Origin of the sequence: Gallicola sp. Sow4_E12 (assembly GCF_052116305.1) — a bacterium.
GTDB lineage: Bacteria > Bacillota > Clostridia > Tissierellales > Peptoniphilaceae > JBQKLI01.
The window spans coordinates 50536-69084 of record NZ_JBQKLI010000004.1 but is presented as its reverse complement, the minus strand read 5'-3'; the positions used below and the strand labels follow the sequence as shown (position 1 = coordinate 69084).

The window sequence follows — 18549 nt, the reverse complement described above, 5'->3', positions numbered from 1 at the left end:
CTCTGGTTTTTTGTTCTTTCATTAATGATAGAAAAATTATTTTTCTTCCTTGTCTTCTTTGTTAAAATCTACAGAAGCAAGTCTTTTGTATGTTTCATATACGTCACGAGCATCTTTTTCTGATTGTGCAAATAATACTTCTGCTTCTTCAGGGAATGATCTCTTAAGTGAAGTGTAACGCACTTCAGAGTTTAAGAAATCTTGGAAAGATGCAGTAGGCTCTTTAGAATCTAATTGGAATGGATTCTTGCCTTCCGCTTTAAGTCTTGGGTCGAATCGGTATAATGACCAGTATCCAGCTTCAACGGCTCTCTTTTGTTGTGCTTGAGCTTTGCCCATACCACTTCTGATTCCGTGGTTGACACATGGAGAGTAAGCGATGATTAGAGATGGTCCATCATATTCTTCCGCTTCTTTTAATGCTTTAATTGTTTGATTTTGATTTGCACCCATAGCAATTTGCGCTACGTATACATATCCATACATAGATTGCATTAAACCAAGTTCTTTCTTGCGGATTCTCTTACCAGATGCAGCAAACTGTGCTACCGCTCCTGTAGGAGTCGCTTTAGATGCTTGACCGCCGGTATTAGAATATACTTCTGTATCGTATACCATAATATTGATATTTTCTCCAGAAGCTAAAACATGGTCTAAGCCGCCGTATCCGATATCATATGCCCAGCCGTCTCCACCGAAGATCCAGATAGATCTCTTAATGAAGTAGTCTTTGTTTTCTGCAATTTTTCTGATTAAATGATCTGCTTCTTCATTTCCTGTAGTTTGATCTAGAAGTGGAAGCATTTCGCCAGCAGCAGCTTTTGATTTTTTCACGTCGTCCATTCCGTCAATCCATCCTTGGAATGCATCTTTCAATGGAGAATCTACATCCAATGCGATGAATTTTTCCATATCGACACGAAGCTGATCTCTAATTTGTTTTACTGCTAAATGCATACCAAAACCAAATTCAGCATTGTCTTCAAATAAAGAGTTTGCCCATGATGGTCCTTTGCCTTCTTGATTTGTACAGTAAGGAGTAGATGGTGCAGAAGCTCCCCAGATAGAAGTACATCCTGTTGCATTGGCAATCATCATTCTATCGCCGAACAATTGAGTGATAAGTTTTGCATAAGGAGTTTCTCCACAACCTGCACAAGCTCCTGAGAACTCTAATAGAGGTTGTTTGAACTGGCTTCCTTTTACAGTTTGATCATTCATAAGATCTTCTTTATATCCAACTTCGTTTACCGCATAAGTCCAGTTGTCTTTCTGCTCTTGATATTGTCCTTCGAAAGGCTTCATAATCAAAGCTTTTTCTTTTGCAGGACATACATCAGCACAGTTTCCGCAGCCTGTACAGTCTAATGGACTTACTTGAATACGGAATGTGTAGTCGTCCAACCCTCTTCCTGTTGCTTTTTTAGAAGTAAAGTTTTCAGGTGCGCCGTTTCGGTCTTCTTCATTTAACATAAATGGTCTGATGACTGCATGAGGACAAACATACGCACATTGGTTACATTGGATACATTTATCCATTTGCCATTCTGGAACATTAAGTGCGATACCGCGTTTTTCAAAGGCTGCAGTTCCCATTGGGAATTCTCCGTTTGAACGGTCTTTGAATGCTGACACTGGCAAATCATTACCCGCTTGAGCATTCATCGGTCCAGCGATTTCACGAATGAATTTTGGAAGGTGAGATAGATCTTCTTCTTGCTCTTCAGCAGATTTCCAAGACTCTGGAACTGTCACTTCTACAAGAGATTCAATTCCGCGATCTACGGCTTGATAGTTCATATTTACAACTTCATCGCCTTTTCTGCCGTATGCTTTAACGATAGATTCTTTTAATGCTTTCACAGCTTCTTCGATTGGAAGAACGCCTGAAAGTTTAAAGAACGCAGACTGCATAATCATATTTGTTCTTCCGCCAAGGCCGATTTCAGAGGCAATTTTAGAAGCGTTGATTGTGTAGAATTTAATGTCGTTTTCTGCAATATACTTCTTAATAGAAGCAGGTAAATGTTCTTCTAATTCACTTTCTTCCCAAATACAGTTTAATAAGAATGTTCCGCCTTTTTTAAGACCTCTTAATAAATCATATTGGTAGATATATGATTGTTTAGAACAAGAGATTAAATCTGCGATGTCGATTAAATAAGTTGAGCGGATAGGAGAGTTACCAAATCTTAAGTGAGATTGTGTTACCCCGCCTGATTTTTTAGAGTCATACTCGAAATATCCTTGAGCATACATGTCTGTACCGTCACCGATAATTTTAATCGCTTGTTTATTCGCTCCAACTGTACCATCAGATCCGAATCCCCAGAACTTGCAGCGGATTGTATCTTCAGGAGAAGTGTTGATATGCTCTTTTACTTCTAGTGAACGATGAGTTACATCATCAACAATTCCGATAGTGAAATTATCTCTTGGTTGTTCTTCTTTAAGTAGTTCATAAACAGTATTGATATGGCTAGGTGTTGTATCTTTAGATCCTAATCCATAGATTCCGCCAACGATAACCGGTTGAACTTCTTCGTTGTAATATACTGATTTGATATCTAAGTATAGAGGATTTCCTAGAGCGCCTTTTTCTTTAGTACGATCTAAAACAGCAATCTTTTTAACAGTTTTAGGTACTACTTTTAAGAAATGCTCTCTTGAAAAAGGTCTGTATAGATGAACTTTAACAAGTCCTACTTTATCGCCTTTTGCATTTAAATAGTCTACAGTTTCTTCAATCGTATCTGTTACAGAACCCATAGCTATAATAATGTTCTCAGCATCTTCTGCTCCATAATAGTTGAAAAGCCCGTATTCTTTACCAGTGATTTCATTGATTTTTCCGAAATATTTTTCAGTAATACCAACGATGTCTTCGTAATATTTATTAGATGCTTCCATTCCTTGGAAGTATATATCAGGGTTTTGGGCTGTACCCATAGTTTTTGGATGCTCTGGTGTTAATGCATTTTCTCTAAATTCGCGAACTGCATCTAAGTTAATAAGTTTAGATAATTCTTCATAATCCATAACTTCAATCTTTTGAACTTCGTGAGAGGTTCTAAATCCATCAAAGAAATGAAGAAATGGCACTTTACCTTCGATAGAAGCTAAATGAGCGATACTTCCCAAGTCCATTACTTCTTGAACAGATCCTGATGCAAGAAGTGCAAAACCAGTTTGTCTAGCTGCCATAACATCTTGATGATCGCCGAAGATACTTAATGCGTGCGTAGCTAATGCTCTTGCTGCCACGTGAAAAACACCGGGAAGTTGTTCCCCAGCTATCTTGTACATATTCGGTATCATTAAAAGCAAACCTTGAGATGCTGTAAATGTTGTTGTTAGTGCTCCTGCTGCAAGCGAACCGTGTACTGCACCAGCCGCACCTGCTTCTGATTGCATTTCGGATACAAGAACTTCTTGTCCAAAAATATTTTTAAGTCCATTTGCCGACCATTCATCCACAACTTCTGCCATTGGTGATGATGGTGTAATTGGATAGATTGCTGCTACATCGGAAAAGGCATATGCCACATGTCCAGCAGCGGTATTTCCGTCCATGGTCTTCATTTTTCGAGCCATAAAATACCCCCTGTTAGTTAATATATTTGAGTTTTACTTATTGGATTACAATCTCCTATGTGCAATTATATACTAAATTTTTTGATTATGTCAAATGACAGACAAGTTAATTGCTTTCATGAAAAATCCGATTGTTCAATTCGATCGCAGCGTTGTAACCATAGGCTTTCTGGCGTACATTTCTAACTGCAACTTCAACAATCATAGCGATATTTCTTCCAGGCTTCACAGGTATCGTTAATAAAGTAACCTTTTCCCCTAAAATTTCTGTCGTGAACTCGTCTAGTCCTATCCGATCGTATTCTTTCCCTTCATCCCACTTCTCCAAATGGATGACAAGATCGATATAAGTGTTTGTTTTGACACTTCCCACTCCATAGAGCCTCTGGATGTCTAAAATTCCCAATCCGCGAATCTCCAAAAAGTGACGGATATTCTTAGGACATTGTGCTTTTAAACCATCATCTAAGCGTACAATATCAACAACATCATCTGCTACTAAGGTATGACCCCTTATCACAAGATCAAGGGCCGTTTCCGACTTTCCTACAGAACTTTTTCCAGTAATCAAAACCCCCATACCGTAGATTTCCAAAAGACATGCATGCATAGTGGTCTCTTCGCTGAAAACGTATTCAAATTGATCATCGAGTTTAGAAATTAATCTTGTTGTAGATTTATCGGAGCGAAGAAGATTTTTATTATAATAATCAGCTAAATCTACAATATCTTGAGGAATTTCTGCATTTTGAGAAAAAATCATACAGGGTATATCATAGGAAAAAATCCCCCTCATCCTTTCATAACGCAGACCATCATCAAGGGATTCAAAATAGGCAACCTCAGCTTTCCCCATAATTTGAAGACTTTGATAAGGAAATTCTTCCATAAAACCAGCCAGCTGAAGGCCCGGCCGGTTTATTTCTGGATTTGTTATAAAGGTTTCATCATAGTTAGTGCTTTTTTCTACAACCTCTAGATTTAATTTTTCAGTTAATTTGCTTAATTTTATACCTTTCATTTAGGCTTGCTCCTTAAAATAATTATAAATATTTTCAGCCGCCTGCTGATTAATTTTCGGCACTTCCTTTAATTCCTCCACCGTTGCTTTGCGGATTTTTGCAATGGATTTAAAATATTTCAGCAGTTCTTTTTTTCTCGCTGGACCAATTCCTGCAATTGAATCGAGTTCGGAAGCCTGAAGAGCTTTTTCTCTTAGCTTTCTATGATAGTTGATCGCAAAACGATGAGCTTCTTCTTGAATCTGATAGAGAAGCCGATAAATGGCTGTTGTTACTTTTAAAGGATATTCTCTATTTCTATAGATGATCCCTCTTGTTTTATGGTCTTGATCTTTTACAAGCCCCAACACAGGTATTCTGATTCCCAATTCCTGTAGAACGGATTCGGCAATATTTACCTGTCCTTTTCCTCCATCCATAAGAATAATATCCGGCATTTTGCCAAATCCTGTTGCTGTATTTCCTTTCTTTTCTTCCACAAGACCTCTTTTAAGTCTTCTTGTTAAGACTTCCCGGTGGGAAGCATAATCATCCGGTCCTTCTACTGTTTTTATTTTAAATTTCCGATATTCTTTCGGATCTTTTTTGCCTTTTGTAAAAACAATCATCGACCCTACCGACTGTACCCCGGAAGTGTTGGAAATATCATAACACTCGATTCGATCGATGTTAGGAATGCCTGTTAACTCTTGCAGATCTAATATTGCCGACTGAATATTTCTTTCCCTTTTGAAATGACGTGCAATATATTTTTCAAGCATTTCCTTCGCATTTTTTCGGACCATCTCCATCAAGTCCACTTTGTCTCCTCTTTGAGGATTTCTTATTTCCACTTTATTGCCCCGCTTTTCAGAAAGAAGGGCTCCCAGACCTTCTGCTTCATTTGGAAGAATATCCACTAGTATCGTTTTAGGAATGTAGGTAAGGTCTACATAAAACTGCTTCATAAAGGAACTCATGATTTCTTCATTCTTTTCATTGAAATCATCTTCTAAAAAGAAATGTTCCCGGTCAATAATTTTACCATTTCTCATAAAGAAGACTTGAGCGCAGATGATCCCTTCATCCCTTGCTAAAGAAATCATATCCATATCTAAAGCCTCTACATTGGAAACTTTCTGTTTCTCTAAAATGATACTGATATTGTTGATCCGGTCTCTATATTTTGCAGCCGATTCGAAATTTAGTTTACGGCTTTCATCCATCATTTTAGCTTCCAGTTCTTTGATAACTTTCTGCTCTTTGCCTTTCAAAAACTCTTCGACTTCGTTAATCTGCTCTTGATATTTTTCTTTATCCGCTTTTCCTACACAAGGCCCGTCGCAGCGTTCTATAAAATAATTTAAGCAGGGTCTTTTCAAATATTGGCCTTTGTCAAAATTCAGATTACAGTCTCTTATCTTATACATCTCATGAAAAAGATCGATAATATCATTCACCGCATAAGCATTCGGATACGGTCCGAAATACTTCCCATTATCTTTTCCAACACTGCGTACTTTTAAAACCCTCGGAAAACTTTCATTTGTTATCTTAATATACGGATATTGTTTGTCGTCTCTTAAAAGAATGTTATAATGAGGTCTGTTTTCCTTAATTAAATTAGATTCTAGTACAAGAGATTCTACTTCATTGTCTACAATAATGTATTCAAAATATTCTATATGCTCAACCATCGCCTTTACTTTTGGCGATCGGTTTCGACTTTTATCAAAATATTGATGAACTCTTCTTCTAAGATTTATAGCTTTTCCCACATAGATGATTTTGTCATCCTTGTTAAACATAAGATAGACTCCCGGTTTTTGGGGGATTTTCTTTAATTCTTCTTCTATATTAAACATCTATATACTCTTTGTCACCTCTTTTAAAAATTCTGCCTCAGCTCCGTTAAGACCTTGAGCTAATTTTTCAAAACAGTCTTTATGATACTGATTAATCCACGCTATTTCTTCTTTCGTCAACATCTCTTTTATAATCGGCTTTGTATCAATGGGGCAGAACGAAATACATTCGAACTCTAAAAATCTTCCAAATTCTGTTTCTTCGCTCTCAACACACAGCATAATATTTTCAATACGAATCCCGTGTTTTCCTTCTCTATAAATACCAGGTTCGTTGGAGGTGATCATTTTCTTTTCGATTTCGATCTCTGTATTTCTCGGGCTGATACTCTGCGGTCCCTCATGACAGGAGAGCATAAACCCTACCCCGTGGCCTGTTCCATGATTAAAATCCACCCCCTCTTTCCATAGAGGGTTTCTTGCTATTGCATCCAAAGCCGCACCTTTTGTGCCTTCTTTAAATTTCGCTTTCATTAAAGCTATATGAGCCTTTAATACAAGGGTATAGTCTCTTTTTTCTTCTTCGGTCAGACTGCCTAAAGCGATCGTCCTAGTAATATCCGTAGTCCCGTTAGAATATTGCCCTCCGCTGTCTACAAGATAAAACCCTTGTTCCTTTAAATCGGAAACACGTCCTGGAACAGGCGTATAATGTGGAAGTGCTGCATTTTCGCCATAGGCAGAAATAGTTTTAAAACTCGGTTCGATATAACCTCCCTGCTCTTTTCGAAAAGATTCCAGGCGGCTTGCACCGCTTGCTTCTGTAACATTTCCCGTTGGAACACCTGTTTCCAGCCAATGAAGATATTTTACGAGTGCGATACCATCTTTTATAAAAGCATTTTTCATATTTTTTATTTCTGTATCGTTTTTTATAGCTTTCATAAACGTCGTGATATTTGTTTCTTTTATAAATCGTACATTGTGATTTACACTGTCGTATATATCCATATTTGTTTTTTGTGGATCGAATGATAACGTGCTCTTTCCAGGTATTTCTTTTAAATCAATATAGATACCGTCATATTTTCGAACTTTAACACCTTGCGAACTAAAATAATCCAATACTTCATCTGAACATTTCTCTTCATCTATATAAATAGCCGAAGAATTTTGTGTAATCAAACTATAAGACAGTACAACAGGATTGTAGTCGATATCTCCGCCTCGAATATTAAACAAATAACAGATATCATCCAATGAGCCTATGAAATAATAGTCTATTCCAGAATTCTGCATATACTTCTGCAATTGGAGAATTTTATCCGCCGCTGATTTTCCTGTCACATCTTCCGATAATATTCTTATTTCTTTTTTCGGTTTGGCAGGTCTAAATTTCCAAATTTCATCTATAAAATCTACATTCGTAATAAGAACACGAGTGCCGATCCCTTTTTTTAATTCCATATAATATTTATAAGAACAAGTCTCTCCCTGAATTCCGATTTTACCGAAATCAGATACCTCTTCCTTGAGGAAATCGATTATTGACGGATCCTCTGTCCCCATTCGATATAAGTCAATTCCTGTACCTCTAAGTTCCTTTTGCGCCTGTATAAAATATCTTCCGTCTGTCCATAAACCAGCTTTGTCCTGAGTCACAACAACAGTTCCTTGGGAACCTGTAAAGCGGGAGATAAATTCTACAGATTTATAATAATCAGATAGATATTCAGAATTATGAGGATCTGAAGATGGGATGATATATGCTTCCATCGTTCTGCCCTTCATTTTTTGCCTTAAATCCTTTAAAAAATCATTCAATATTCTCTCTCCTTATATATGCACTATTAAAATTTATTATAGCATAAAAAAATCTACTCAGAGTTCCCTGATTGTGGTATATTATTACAGTAATTTCTGAAAGGAGTGATTATATGTGCGGTATTGTCGGATATATCGGCGAAAAAAAAGCGATCGATATAGTATTAGACGGTTTAGAAAAATTAGAATACAGAGGTTATGATTCTGCCGGTGCAGCTATAATGAACAACCATGAAATCCGCTGCGTGAAAGAAACTGGACGATTAGAAAATCTCAGAAAAGAAGTTGAAAAGGAAATACCCCTAGGCAATATCGGGATCGGGCATACTCGATGGGCAACTCATGGCGAACCTTCAAAAGAAAACAGCCATCCTCATAGAGATGAATCGGAAAGCATCTACTGTGTCCATAATGGTATTATCGAAAATTATCTTTCCTTAAAAGAAAAATTAATTGAAGAGGGTGAAACATTTTACTCGGAAACGGATACAGAAGTAATCCCTAAGCTGCTCAGCAAACATTATAATGGTAATCTGCTGGAAACAGTTCGCGATATTCTTCCCCTTTTGGAAGGTTCCTTCTCCCTTGGAATTATTCATAAAAACGAAAACAAAATCATTGCAACAAAAAAAGAAAGCCCTCTATTAATCGGAGCTGGAGATAAAGAATACTTTTTAGCTTCTGATGCTTCCGCTATTATAGAACATACAAGAGACATTATCTATCCGGAAGACGGCGATTTAATCGAACTGACGATGGACGCAGTTCATATCTATGATAAGGACTTGAATCCGATTGTTAGAGAAACTGTTGAGATCGACTGGACGATAGAAGATGCCCAGAAAGACGGTTTCGATCATTTTATGCTCAAAGAAATCTTCGAGCAGCCGAAGGCTCTTTATGAAACCTATCATAGAAGATTAAAAAACGGACTATTCGAATTGGAAAATATAGAGTTGACGAAAGAATATTTGGAATCTCTTAACAAAGTCTATATCGTAGCCTGCGGTACAGCTTATCATGCAGGGCTTGTAGGGAAACCACTCCTCGAAAAAGCTCTGCATATCCCTGTAATTCCAGATATCGCTTCTGAATTTCGATATATGGAAAGATATCTTGACGAAAAATCTTTTGTTATTATCATCAGCCAGTCTGGAGAAACTGCCGATACCCTCGCAGCTCTAAGAAAGGCAAAGGCAGCCGGTTCCAAAGTTTTGGCAATCACAAATGTAATCGGATCTTCTATCGCTCGCGAAGCAGATCAAGTTCTGTACACTTGGGCCGGCCCGGAGATAGCAGTAGCTTCTACCAAAGCGTATATGACTCAGCTGATCTCCATTTATATGATAGGCCTTGCTATAGGATCTGTCACAGAAAATATCAGCGAGGAAGAATATAGAAATATCCTTCAACATATCGAAGAGCTTCCCGGAAAAATCGAAGAAATACTTGAAACAGCAAACTTATATCCAGACTATTGCAAATCTTTAATCGAGTCCCATTCCTCTTTTTATCTTGGAAGAGGACTAGATGCCTATACCTCTATGGAAGGAGCTTTAAAGCTTAAGGAAATATCTTATATACACGCGGAAAGTTTTGCAGCTGGAGAATTAAAACATGGAACGATTGCCCTTATCGAGAAAGACACTCCTGTGATTGCTTTAGCTACTCAGCATGCAGTCTATGATAAAATGATTTCAAATATCAAAGAAGTACGAACTCGAGGCGCCTATGTGATAGGGATTACGATGAAAGGACTTCCTCAGGATGATTTCGCCGATGAAATTATTGTAATACCGGAAACCATTGATCTATTAGCACCATTCTTATCTGTTGTTCCCACTCAGCTTATCGCCTATTATTCTTCTCTCTTAAGAGGAAATGATGTAGATAAACCGAGAAACCTGGCAAAATCCGTCACTGTAGAATAAATAAAGCAGCACCTGTCAAGCCCTTCCTCTAGTGGAAGGGCTGTCTTTATTTACTTTGATATATCTCTATGATATTATTAAAAATAGCGTAGAACGAAGAAAGTGAGTGAATAATATGAAATTAGGTATAGTGGGTTTGCCAAATGTAGGCAAAAGTACACTTTTTAATGCAATAACAAAAGCCGGAGCAGAATCTGCGAATTATCCATTCTGTACCATCGATCCAAACATCGGTCTTGTTCAGGTACCGGATGAGCGGTTAGATGTACTGGCAGAGATGTTTCATTCTAAGAAGAAGGTGCCGGCAACAATAGAATTTTATGATATTGCAGGTCTTGTAAGAGGTGCCAGCAAAGGCGAAGGTTTAGGCAACAAATTCTTGGAAAACATCCGAGAATCCGACGCTATTGTCCAAGTTTTAAGATGTTTCGATGATGAGAATATCGTCCATGTCGACGGAAGTATCGATCCTTTGCGTGATATTGAAACGATCAATCTGGAACTGATCTTCTCCGATATGGAGTTAGTAGAAAGAAGACTGGAAAAATCAAAGCGGTCTCTTAAAGGAAACAAAGATCTAAAAGAAGAAGTCGAATTATTGGAAAAAATTATCACCGTATTGGAAGAAGGAAAATCCATTCGAGTGCTTGATTTTACCGAAGAAGAGAACAAACTCCTTCGAGGGTTTAATCTTTTAAGCGATAAGCCGATTATCTATGTTACAAATGTCCCTGAAGAAGACATGGCAAATGACGGGGCTGAAAACGAAATGGTACAAAAGGTAAAAGCTTTTGCCAAAGAAGAAGATGCGGAAGTTGTTGTCATAAGTGCCAATATCGAAGCTGAAATCGCAGAGCTTGACAGCGAAGAAGAAATCCAAGAGTTCCTAGAAGCTTTGGGAATGGAAGAATCCGGCACAAATAAACTTATCAAATCAAGCTATTCTCTCTTAGGCTTAATGAGTTTCTTAACTACAGGAGAGGACGAATCTCGAGCTTGGACCATTCAAATAGGTACAAAAGCAATCGATGCTGCTGCCAAAATCCACACGGATATTTCTCGAGGATTTATCCGGGCAGAAATCGTAAGCTACGACGATTTAGTCGAGTTAAAAAGTATGAATGCTGCAAAAGAAAAAGGTCTTGTCCGTTTGGAAGGTAAAGACTATATTATGCAGGATGGAGATATTGTTCACTTTAGATTTAATGTATAATTGAATATAAAAAACCCCTTAGCCTGTATCCTTAAATAATTTTAAAGAGCTAAGGGATTTTTTTATTTATTTAGTTATCCCGTTGATCTCTTCAACTATTTGGTCGGCTACTGCTTTTTCACCGCCTAAAATCTCTATTTTCTGAATATTATGATTTTTGATATATTCTTTTGTTTCCTTCGGAAGTTTATTCGGATCCGTTAACAACAACACTGCGTTTTGCTGTCCGACAAAAGGTGCTGACGATAAAGCATCTGGATAATTTAATCCATCTGCCAAAACCACAGTATCTATTTTTTTCTGCAATCTCTTTGGATACAGCTCTGCAACTGCTGCAGCAGTTGCGTATCTGTTGCTGCCCATTATTCTTTCTCCAAAGAATGCTCCTACATCTTCTACAGGATCGTAAGGAACAGCATTAAATCCTCCCATAGTATAAAAACCGTAATCAATAGTATTCTTCCATCGGGGCATCATTAAAAATCCGCCTGTCATGTTCATAGTATGGATTGCCTCTCTATGGATAGGAAGCTGCCCTACTAATGGAGATGCTGTCAAAGCGTCGGGGAAATTGTTATTGCTCACCACTGAATACATTCTCCAGTCCCCTATTTCCTGAACAACATTTGCTAATCTTTGTCTTTCAAAGTTAATATCTCTTGCAGTAAAATATCGATTTCTTCCACCCAAACGATAGACAGTATAGTCTTTTCTAATACTTTCCTCTAACCTTTCGCTGACAACTCCTGTTCCGCCAAGAATATAGATCTTTTCTACATTCAACCTTTTCAGCTCCTCTTTTACTACACTCGGAAGTTCTTCCGACCCCGTCAAGAGCAGCGGCGCCTTTATCTGAGTTGCTAATGTACCTCCGACAAGGGCATTCGGATAATTCCCTCCAAATGCAAGTACTGCCGTCTGTGATGATTTAAAAGATGCTTTCGAAATTTCTACAGCAGTTTCATACCGGTTATCCCCCGAAATCCTTTTGATTTCGTAAGATTTGGCTTCTGTTTTTCCCGTTGGAAATAGTGCAGCCATAAATAATAGAACTAAAAATCTTTTTAATATACTTTTCATTTTCTTTCCTCCAAATAATAGGTTTCTATTTTTTTCTATATTCGATAATTAGAATATTTCTTATCCGTTCTATTTTATGATTATTCAAAGTGTATAAAATAATACCCCATTTAAGAAATTATTATCATTTCCAAACAAAAAAAAAGAGCCGAAGCTCTTTTTTAAAACAAACTTTTTATTATTGTAATGACTTCTAAAATATTTGTCACCATATCGCTAGGTGTAGAAGAGGTAGTTCCATTTCCATATCTAAATGTCGATGTAGTATCAGAAACAGTGTCCGATACAAAATCTACTGTTTGAGATACGTCCTCTATAGTATGTTCAACAACTTGTACAGATCGATTAACACTTGCAGTAATATCTGTCACATCTGGACTGATATCATTTAGCATAATATCTGTTTTGTTTGAAATGCCTTCTACATTGCTCATAATACTCGGCATTTCGTTTAATGTGGAATCAATATTGACCTTATTGTCTTTTACGATTTCATTAACATTTTTTACAATGCCTATAAGCTTTACCATAAAGATGATCAAAGCGATTAAAAATCCAGATAGGCAAAGATACATTAAGATTCGGAAAAAATCAATTACTGAAATTAACATGAGATTTCCTCCTATTTCTTATTCTTTTTAGTCTCTTTTTCTACTGCCTTCATATTTTCTTTCGCTTTTTTCTCAACGTCATCTAAACAAGCCGCTGAATCTCCTTTGGCTTCAAAAGATTCGTCAACTGTGTCAGTACTTGAAGCTTCTGTTAGAGGCGGTTCTCCATGAGCTTTATAAATTTTATCATTGTCTTTATCTTTATTATTAGAGCCAGGAGTATTTACGTTTTTATTTGGTTCTGCTCCAACTTTTTTCATGTTCTCTTGAGCTTTTTTCTCAACATCATCTAAACAAGCTGCTGAATCGCCTTTTGCTTCGAAGGTTTCATCAGGCACATAAGACTGCGGTTTGTTTCCATCAAGGCATACTCCGTCATCTTCATGTATAGTGATAAGATCTTTTTTCTGCTCTTTTAAAACATCTTTTTCAACGCTCTTAATATTTGCTTTGGCTTTTGCTTCGACTTCGTCTAAACAAGCTGCTGAATCGCCTACTGTTTCAAAAGACTCGTCTGGTACATAAGACTGCGCTCTATTGCCGTCTAAGCAGATTGTTCCGTCTTCGTTGTAAGTAATCTCTTCTTCTTCAACATCATAGTCTTCGTCGTCATTATCCCCTAGTTTTTTAATGCGGGTCATATTACGATCTTGGAAATTATGATATTTATCTTTAATATCATATCCTAATTCGTCAGTCTTATACTTGATCGTATCGATAGTATCGTTCACATTCGCCTTCATGTTTTTTGTTGCATCTTCTGCTGCATTGCGAATATCTTTTCTTGTTTCTTCTCCAGATTTAGGTGCTAATAATACCCCTGCGATCATACCGGCTGCAGTTCCAAGTATTGCTCCTAAAGCAACTTTTCTAGTTCCTTCCGTTTTCTTCTTAGCAATTTCCCAACGGATCTTTCTTTCTTGTTCTCTTTTCTTTTCTAATAAATAATCTTGTATACTCATTATAAATCCTCCTTGTGATATCTATGATAATTATTATTTACCCGTTGAACTATTTAATAAACAAATTTGCATAAAAAAAAAGACAGTCTTTAGACTGTCTAAGTAGCCCCCAGTATGTTGACCTTAATGAATTAATGACCTTCTGTATGTGAAGGTGGGTTGACTGCCTCATTCTTTTGACGTCCCTTCAAAGAGGGCCTGCCATCCAAAATCGGACATCCGTCATCCCTTATAAGATGCGTAGGTATAATTGTTCGGGCCAACTTTATCCTACTGAGGATACTCTTAGTATATAGAATTTTAACACAAAAATCAAGCAATCTTTATATACGATATCTTTCCGCTTATTTTCACAAAGATCATGAGCTTATATGATATAATATTTTATATTAAAAAGGAGAAAAAACCGTGGACGATCAAAAATCGATAATTAATCTCTATCAAAATAATAATGAAAAATCAAAAATAATCTCAAAAATTATCCAGAAAAAATTTTCTGAAGAAGGATTTGAGATCTCTTTAGAACATAATCCCAAAGCAGAACTGAACCTATGTATCGGCGGTGATGGTGCTTTTTTGAGAGCCGTACATAAATCGAGATACTCCCCCATTCCCTTTGTTGGAATCAATACTGGCCACTTAGGATTTTATCAAGAAATACTCATCCCTAATATTGACACCTTTATCCAAAACTTCATCCATTACAATTATGATATAGAACAATTGGATTTAGTAGAATGCTGTCTTTATTTTACAGACGGCAAGGAACCAGTGAGCCACCGGGCGTTAAATGAATTTGCTGTTAAAACGACCGACAACAGCATCATCCATTTAGAAGTCTATATTGACGGAAACCACCTTCAAAGTTTTGCCGGAGATGCACTCTTGATCTCCACCCCATCCGGTTCGACGGCCTACAATTTTTCCGCGGGAGGAAGCATTCTCTATCAATCATTGAAAGGTTTTCAGCTGACCCCCTTGGCTCCCTTAAACTCCAAGGCCTACCGCTCTCTTTTGAACTCTATCGTCCTTCCTTCAGATGCGGCGCTTCGTTTTAAACGGGGACGCGAAGAACGAAATTCAAAGATCGACCTTTTAATCGACGGTGTTTCAGTTGTCTATGACAATATCGATTATTTAGAGTTTAGAGCCTCTGATACATATATCAACAAAATTGTTTTCGATAAAAACTGGTACTGGATGAATATTAAAGATAAATTTCTATAATGATAAAAAGACCTCGGTAGGAAAACCGAGGTCTTTTTTTAATCGATATTATTTAGCGCTGACTGTAAAATTTCTCTTGCTATAGGAGCTGCCGTTGTGCCTCCATAGCTTCCATCATCTTCCAGTACAACTGCAACAGCAAATTTTGGATCGTTAGCTGGTGCGGTTGCAATAAACCATGAATTCGTAGAAGCTTTGTTTTTGATTTCTGCGGTTCCTGATTTTCCTGCTACAGCAACATTGCTTAAGGCTGCCTCAGATCCCGCTTGTACTACTGCTCGCAAATCGCCTAAGAGTTCGTTGGCAATATCTTCCGACATTACTTCCGAAAGAACTTGGGGTTCAACATTCTTTTTGGTTTCCCCGTCTGGTGAAACAACTTCTCCTACAACGTAAGGCTTCATCATCTTACCTTCATTGGCTATCGCCGACATCACCAAAGTCATATTTAATGGCGTTACTTGAGTTTTACCCTGACCAAAAGATGCCGCTGCCAAATCAGCTTTTGACATACTAGGAGTAAAAGGATTCACCGACGCTTCTTGAGGGAGATCAAAAGGTATCTTCTCCCCTATATAGTTTCTCTTTGTTACGTCAGCCATCTTTTCTGCCCCTACTTCAACACCTTTTTGAGCAAAATATACATTTGACGATTTCTGAAGAGCTCTTCTTAAGTTTGTATTTCCATTTACTTCTTTATTAAAATTCGCGATGACATAACCGTCTATTGTTATGGTCCCTTCGTCCTTCATTGTCAGATCAATACTATCCTTGTTTTCTAAGATGCCGGTACCTGAAACCACTTTAAATACAGAACCAGGAGTATATCTGCCTTGAGTCCCTCTATTTAGAAGAGGGGAATCTTCATTGTTGATTAAATGTTCCCAGTCCTCTTCAAGTGTATTCGGGTCAAACCCAGGCCGGCTGCTCATAGCATAGATCTCTCCTGTCTCAGGATTCATAACTACAATCGAACCTTTACGCCCTTCTAAAAGACTGTATGCTTTTTCCTGAACGTTGGAATTGATCGTAAGTCCTAAACTGTTTCCTTTATCCGTAGACTGAACCATATTTCTAAGTTCTGACAAAGGGGTATCTTTGCTGATATTAAGCAGCGTATTGTTAAAAGTTTTTTCTAGTCCATTTTTCCCGTATTGGGTAGAATTATACCCGATAATATTGGAAAAAGCGATCCCCTTTGGATAATGACGGTAATTATTTCCTGCTGAGTCTTTTTTAGTCTCTGCTAGAAGATTTCCATTTCGATCATAAATCGCCCCTCGTTCAATCTTATTCTCATCCACCCATAGCCTTTTGTTGTACTCGTGCCTTGCCACATCTTCTGCCCTTACGATCTGAAAATAGGTCATATATAAGACAAAAGCAACAAATACAACTACAAACAAGGAAAGGATTAATATGATTTTCTTATTAAATTTCTCCATTTTCCACCTCGCTTTTCGTCCTGGTGTCGGAAGAACAGAACTGAAGAACTCCTAAAGATAAAAAGCTGGATAAAATAGAACTTCCTCCATAGCTGACAAAAGGTATTGTAACTCCCGTTAGTGGAAGCAGCTTTAAAACACCGCCAAACATTATAATCGCCTGAATCGCAAAAAGCATCGTTACACCCATAGCTACGAACTTGAAAAACAGATCTGTCTGTTCTAAAGAGATTTTAAACCCTCTATACACAAGGATCAAAAAGAGCATAATCACTCCCATTCCAGTAAATATTCCCATTTCTTCAGTAATCGCTGCAAAAATAAAATCCGATTCTACTACCGGGATCAGATTCGGCTGTCCCATCCGGATTCCTGTTCCAAAGAACCCTCCTGAAGCAATAGCAAAGAGAGCCTGTGTGATTTGATATCCCATTCCTTCTATATAAGTCCAAGGATCAAGCCATGTCAATACACGAACACGGATATGGTTGAATAGAAAATAGGCCAACACAAATCCCCCTGCTGCGAGTATTATATTTAGCAGCATAAGTCTTTTATCTTCCCCGTATACAAACTGGCTTAACAAAAACAAACCATAAAATATTACAGCCGTTCCAAGGTCTCTTTGAACGAAAAACAATGCTATAAAGATGTATACTACAGCCATCATAAAATAGGGTCTGTATTTAAAATTCTTCAAGAATTTAGGATTTAGATAGAAAGAAGGCAGTAAAAAAACAAACAGCAGCTTTGTGATTTCTGAAGGCTGAAAATTAAATCCGCCGATTCTAATCCAGTTGATCGCTCCCCCCGTTCTCGTTCCAAAAAGAAGGGTTAACGAGAACAAGCCAAAACACCCTATTAAATAAAGCCATGTCAGGTTTTTCCACCCTTTGAAGGACTTCATTATAAAATACACCGCATAAAAAACTACCAAACCTAAAAAATACCAAAAAATCTGCTTAATACCCAGTTCATTATCTAAACGATAGATCACCGCTACCCCTATACTGAATAAAAAAGTGGCCACTTGAAGTATATAAACATCACCTTTGGTCACTTTCCCTATAAAAGTATTCGTCAAGGATGAAGCTATGACAAAACCTGTTAATATCAGCAGATCTCGAAGTAAAATACCGTCTTCGTTGGATACTAGAACTAAGAATAAACTGATTATTTGAAACAATAAAATTTGTTTTCTAGTGTTTAGAAGTTTTGACTGAAAAGAAAAAGGCTTAAACTTTTTCAGCTTTTGAAAAAATGGAGTTTTCGCTTCTTTTATAACCATATCCTGATTATTTTTCATTGCTGTCATCTCCATTCACAAATAAGAACTCAACCTGTCCGATATCGATTAAATCCTTATCTTTCAATTCAATTGCTTCATTAATTCTTTCACCGTTTAAATAGATTCCGTTTGCAGAATTCAAGTCTTCGATAAAATAAATTCCTTGATCTTTGATAATACGTGCATGTTTCTTCGAAATAAAACGGTCTTTTAAAACAACATCATTGCTGTCATCACGACCGATATACGTATTATCTCCGATATAATAATGTTCCTGAATTTTAAAAGGAAGCCTTTCTTTTCGATTAATCAGCTTTAGATAGGTATCTGCTACATAATTCATATCACTTGTCCCTCTAATATCCAGGTAAATCATTTTTATAATATTAAAAATGAAATAGTATATGATTATTACAAATATATATCTAAAAAACATAGCCAACAGGCCATATAATGTAAGATTAGCCGTTATCTGTATAGAAAAAAAGGCTTCCAGAAAATCTAAAATTGTACCCATTTCATCACCACTTTCAATCGAGTCTTTTTTTTGTAATTAAGGTTAATACTT

At 37.2% G+C, this 18549-nt stretch carries 13 protein-coding genes; 3 read left to right on the top strand and 10 right to left on the bottom strand.

Annotated elements, in window-relative coordinates:
• Window positions 1-36 precede the first annotated feature (36 nt).
• The 4 genes from nifJ to ACTQ46_RS03300 all read right to left on the bottom strand — a co-directional run bounded on the left by nifJ (window position 37) and on the right by ACTQ46_RS03300 (window position 8227).
• Complete coding sequence (gene nifJ, locus ACTQ46_RS03315; RefSeq protein WP_441747462.1) at window positions 37-3594, bottom strand: pyruvate:ferredoxin (flavodoxin) oxidoreductase; 3558 nt, start codon at window positions 3592-3594, stop codon at window positions 37-39.
• 106 nt (window positions 3595-3700) lie between these two features.
• Window positions 3701-4615, bottom strand: a complete 915-nt coding sequence (gene hprK, locus ACTQ46_RS03310) for an HPr(Ser) kinase/phosphatase (protein ID WP_441747461.1) — start codon at window positions 4613-4615, stop codon at window positions 3701-3703.
• Window positions 4616-6460: an excinuclease ABC subunit UvrC gene (gene uvrC, locus ACTQ46_RS03305; protein WP_441747460.1), complete on the bottom strand. Its 1845-nt coding sequence runs from the start codon at window positions 6458-6460 to the stop codon at window positions 4616-4618.
• Window positions 6461-8227: an aminopeptidase P family protein gene (locus ACTQ46_RS03300; RefSeq protein WP_441747530.1), complete on the bottom strand. Its 1767-nt coding sequence runs from the start codon at window positions 8225-8227 to the stop codon at window positions 6461-6463.
• 110 nt (window positions 8228-8337) lie between these two features.
• Here ACTQ46_RS03300 and glmS point away from each other — a divergent pair, with 110 nt between their 5' ends.
• Entirely contained in the window at window positions 8338-10155 is a 1818-nt protein-coding gene (gene glmS, locus ACTQ46_RS03295) for a glutamine--fructose-6-phosphate transaminase (isomerizing) (protein ID WP_441747459.1), read from the top strand.
• Window positions 10156-10270: 115 nt separating this feature from the next.
• Window positions 10271-11368, top strand: a complete 1098-nt coding sequence (gene ychF / locus ACTQ46_RS03290) for a redox-regulated ATPase YchF (protein WP_441747458.1) — start codon at window positions 10271-10273, stop codon at window positions 11366-11368.
• Between the two features lie 66 nt (window positions 11369-11434).
• On the opposite strand, the gene ACTQ46_RS03285 is transcribed toward ychF, so the two are convergent.
• From ACTQ46_RS03285 to ACTQ46_RS03275, 3 genes are all read right to left on the bottom strand, one after another.
• Window positions 11435-12448 carry a cell wall-binding repeat-containing protein gene (locus ACTQ46_RS03285; protein WP_441747457.1) on the bottom strand — a complete coding sequence of 338 codons (1014 nt, stop codon included), beginning with the start codon at window positions 12446-12448 and terminating at the stop codon, window positions 11435-11437.
• A gap of 161 nt (window positions 12449-12609) precedes the next feature.
• Complete coding sequence (locus ACTQ46_RS03280) at window positions 12610-13059, bottom strand: hypothetical protein (RefSeq protein WP_441747456.1); 450 nt, start codon at window positions 13057-13059, stop codon at window positions 12610-12612.
• An 11-nt stretch (window positions 13060-13070) separates the two neighbouring features.
• The gene (locus ACTQ46_RS03275) at window positions 13071-14021 is read right to left on the bottom strand and encodes a YtxH domain-containing protein (RefSeq protein ID WP_441747455.1); all 951 of its coding nucleotides are present in this window, start codon (window positions 14019-14021) and stop codon (window positions 13071-13073) included.
• A gap of 408 nt (window positions 14022-14429) precedes the next feature.
• Between ACTQ46_RS03275 and ACTQ46_RS03270 the strand changes: the two genes are divergently transcribed.
• Window positions 14430-15248 carry an NAD(+)/NADH kinase gene (locus ACTQ46_RS03270; RefSeq protein ID WP_441747454.1) on the top strand — a complete coding sequence of 273 codons (819 nt, stop codon included), beginning with the start codon at window positions 14430-14432 and terminating at the stop codon, window positions 15246-15248.
• Window positions 15249-15286: 38 nt separating this feature from the next.
• On the opposite strand, the gene ACTQ46_RS03265 is transcribed toward ACTQ46_RS03270, so the two are convergent.
• From ACTQ46_RS03265 to ACTQ46_RS03255, 3 genes are read right to left on the bottom strand one after another with little or no spacing between them, the layout of a single operon-like run.
• Window positions 15287-16693, bottom strand: a complete 1407-nt coding sequence (locus tag ACTQ46_RS03265; protein ID WP_441747453.1) for a peptidoglycan D,D-transpeptidase FtsI family protein — start codon at window positions 16691-16693, stop codon at window positions 15287-15289.
• Window positions 16680-17999, bottom strand: a complete 1320-nt coding sequence (locus ACTQ46_RS03260) for an FtsW/RodA/SpoVE family cell cycle protein (RefSeq protein ID WP_441747452.1) — start codon at window positions 17997-17999, stop codon at window positions 16680-16682. The genes ACTQ46_RS03265 and ACTQ46_RS03260 overlap by 14 nt, the downstream gene beginning before the upstream one ends.
• Complete coding sequence (locus tag ACTQ46_RS03255; protein ID WP_441747451.1) at window positions 17989-18498, bottom strand: FHA domain-containing protein; 510 nt, start codon at window positions 18496-18498, stop codon at window positions 17989-17991. The genes ACTQ46_RS03260 and ACTQ46_RS03255 overlap by 11 nt, the downstream gene beginning before the upstream one ends.
• Window positions 18499-18549 lie beyond the last annotated feature (51 nt).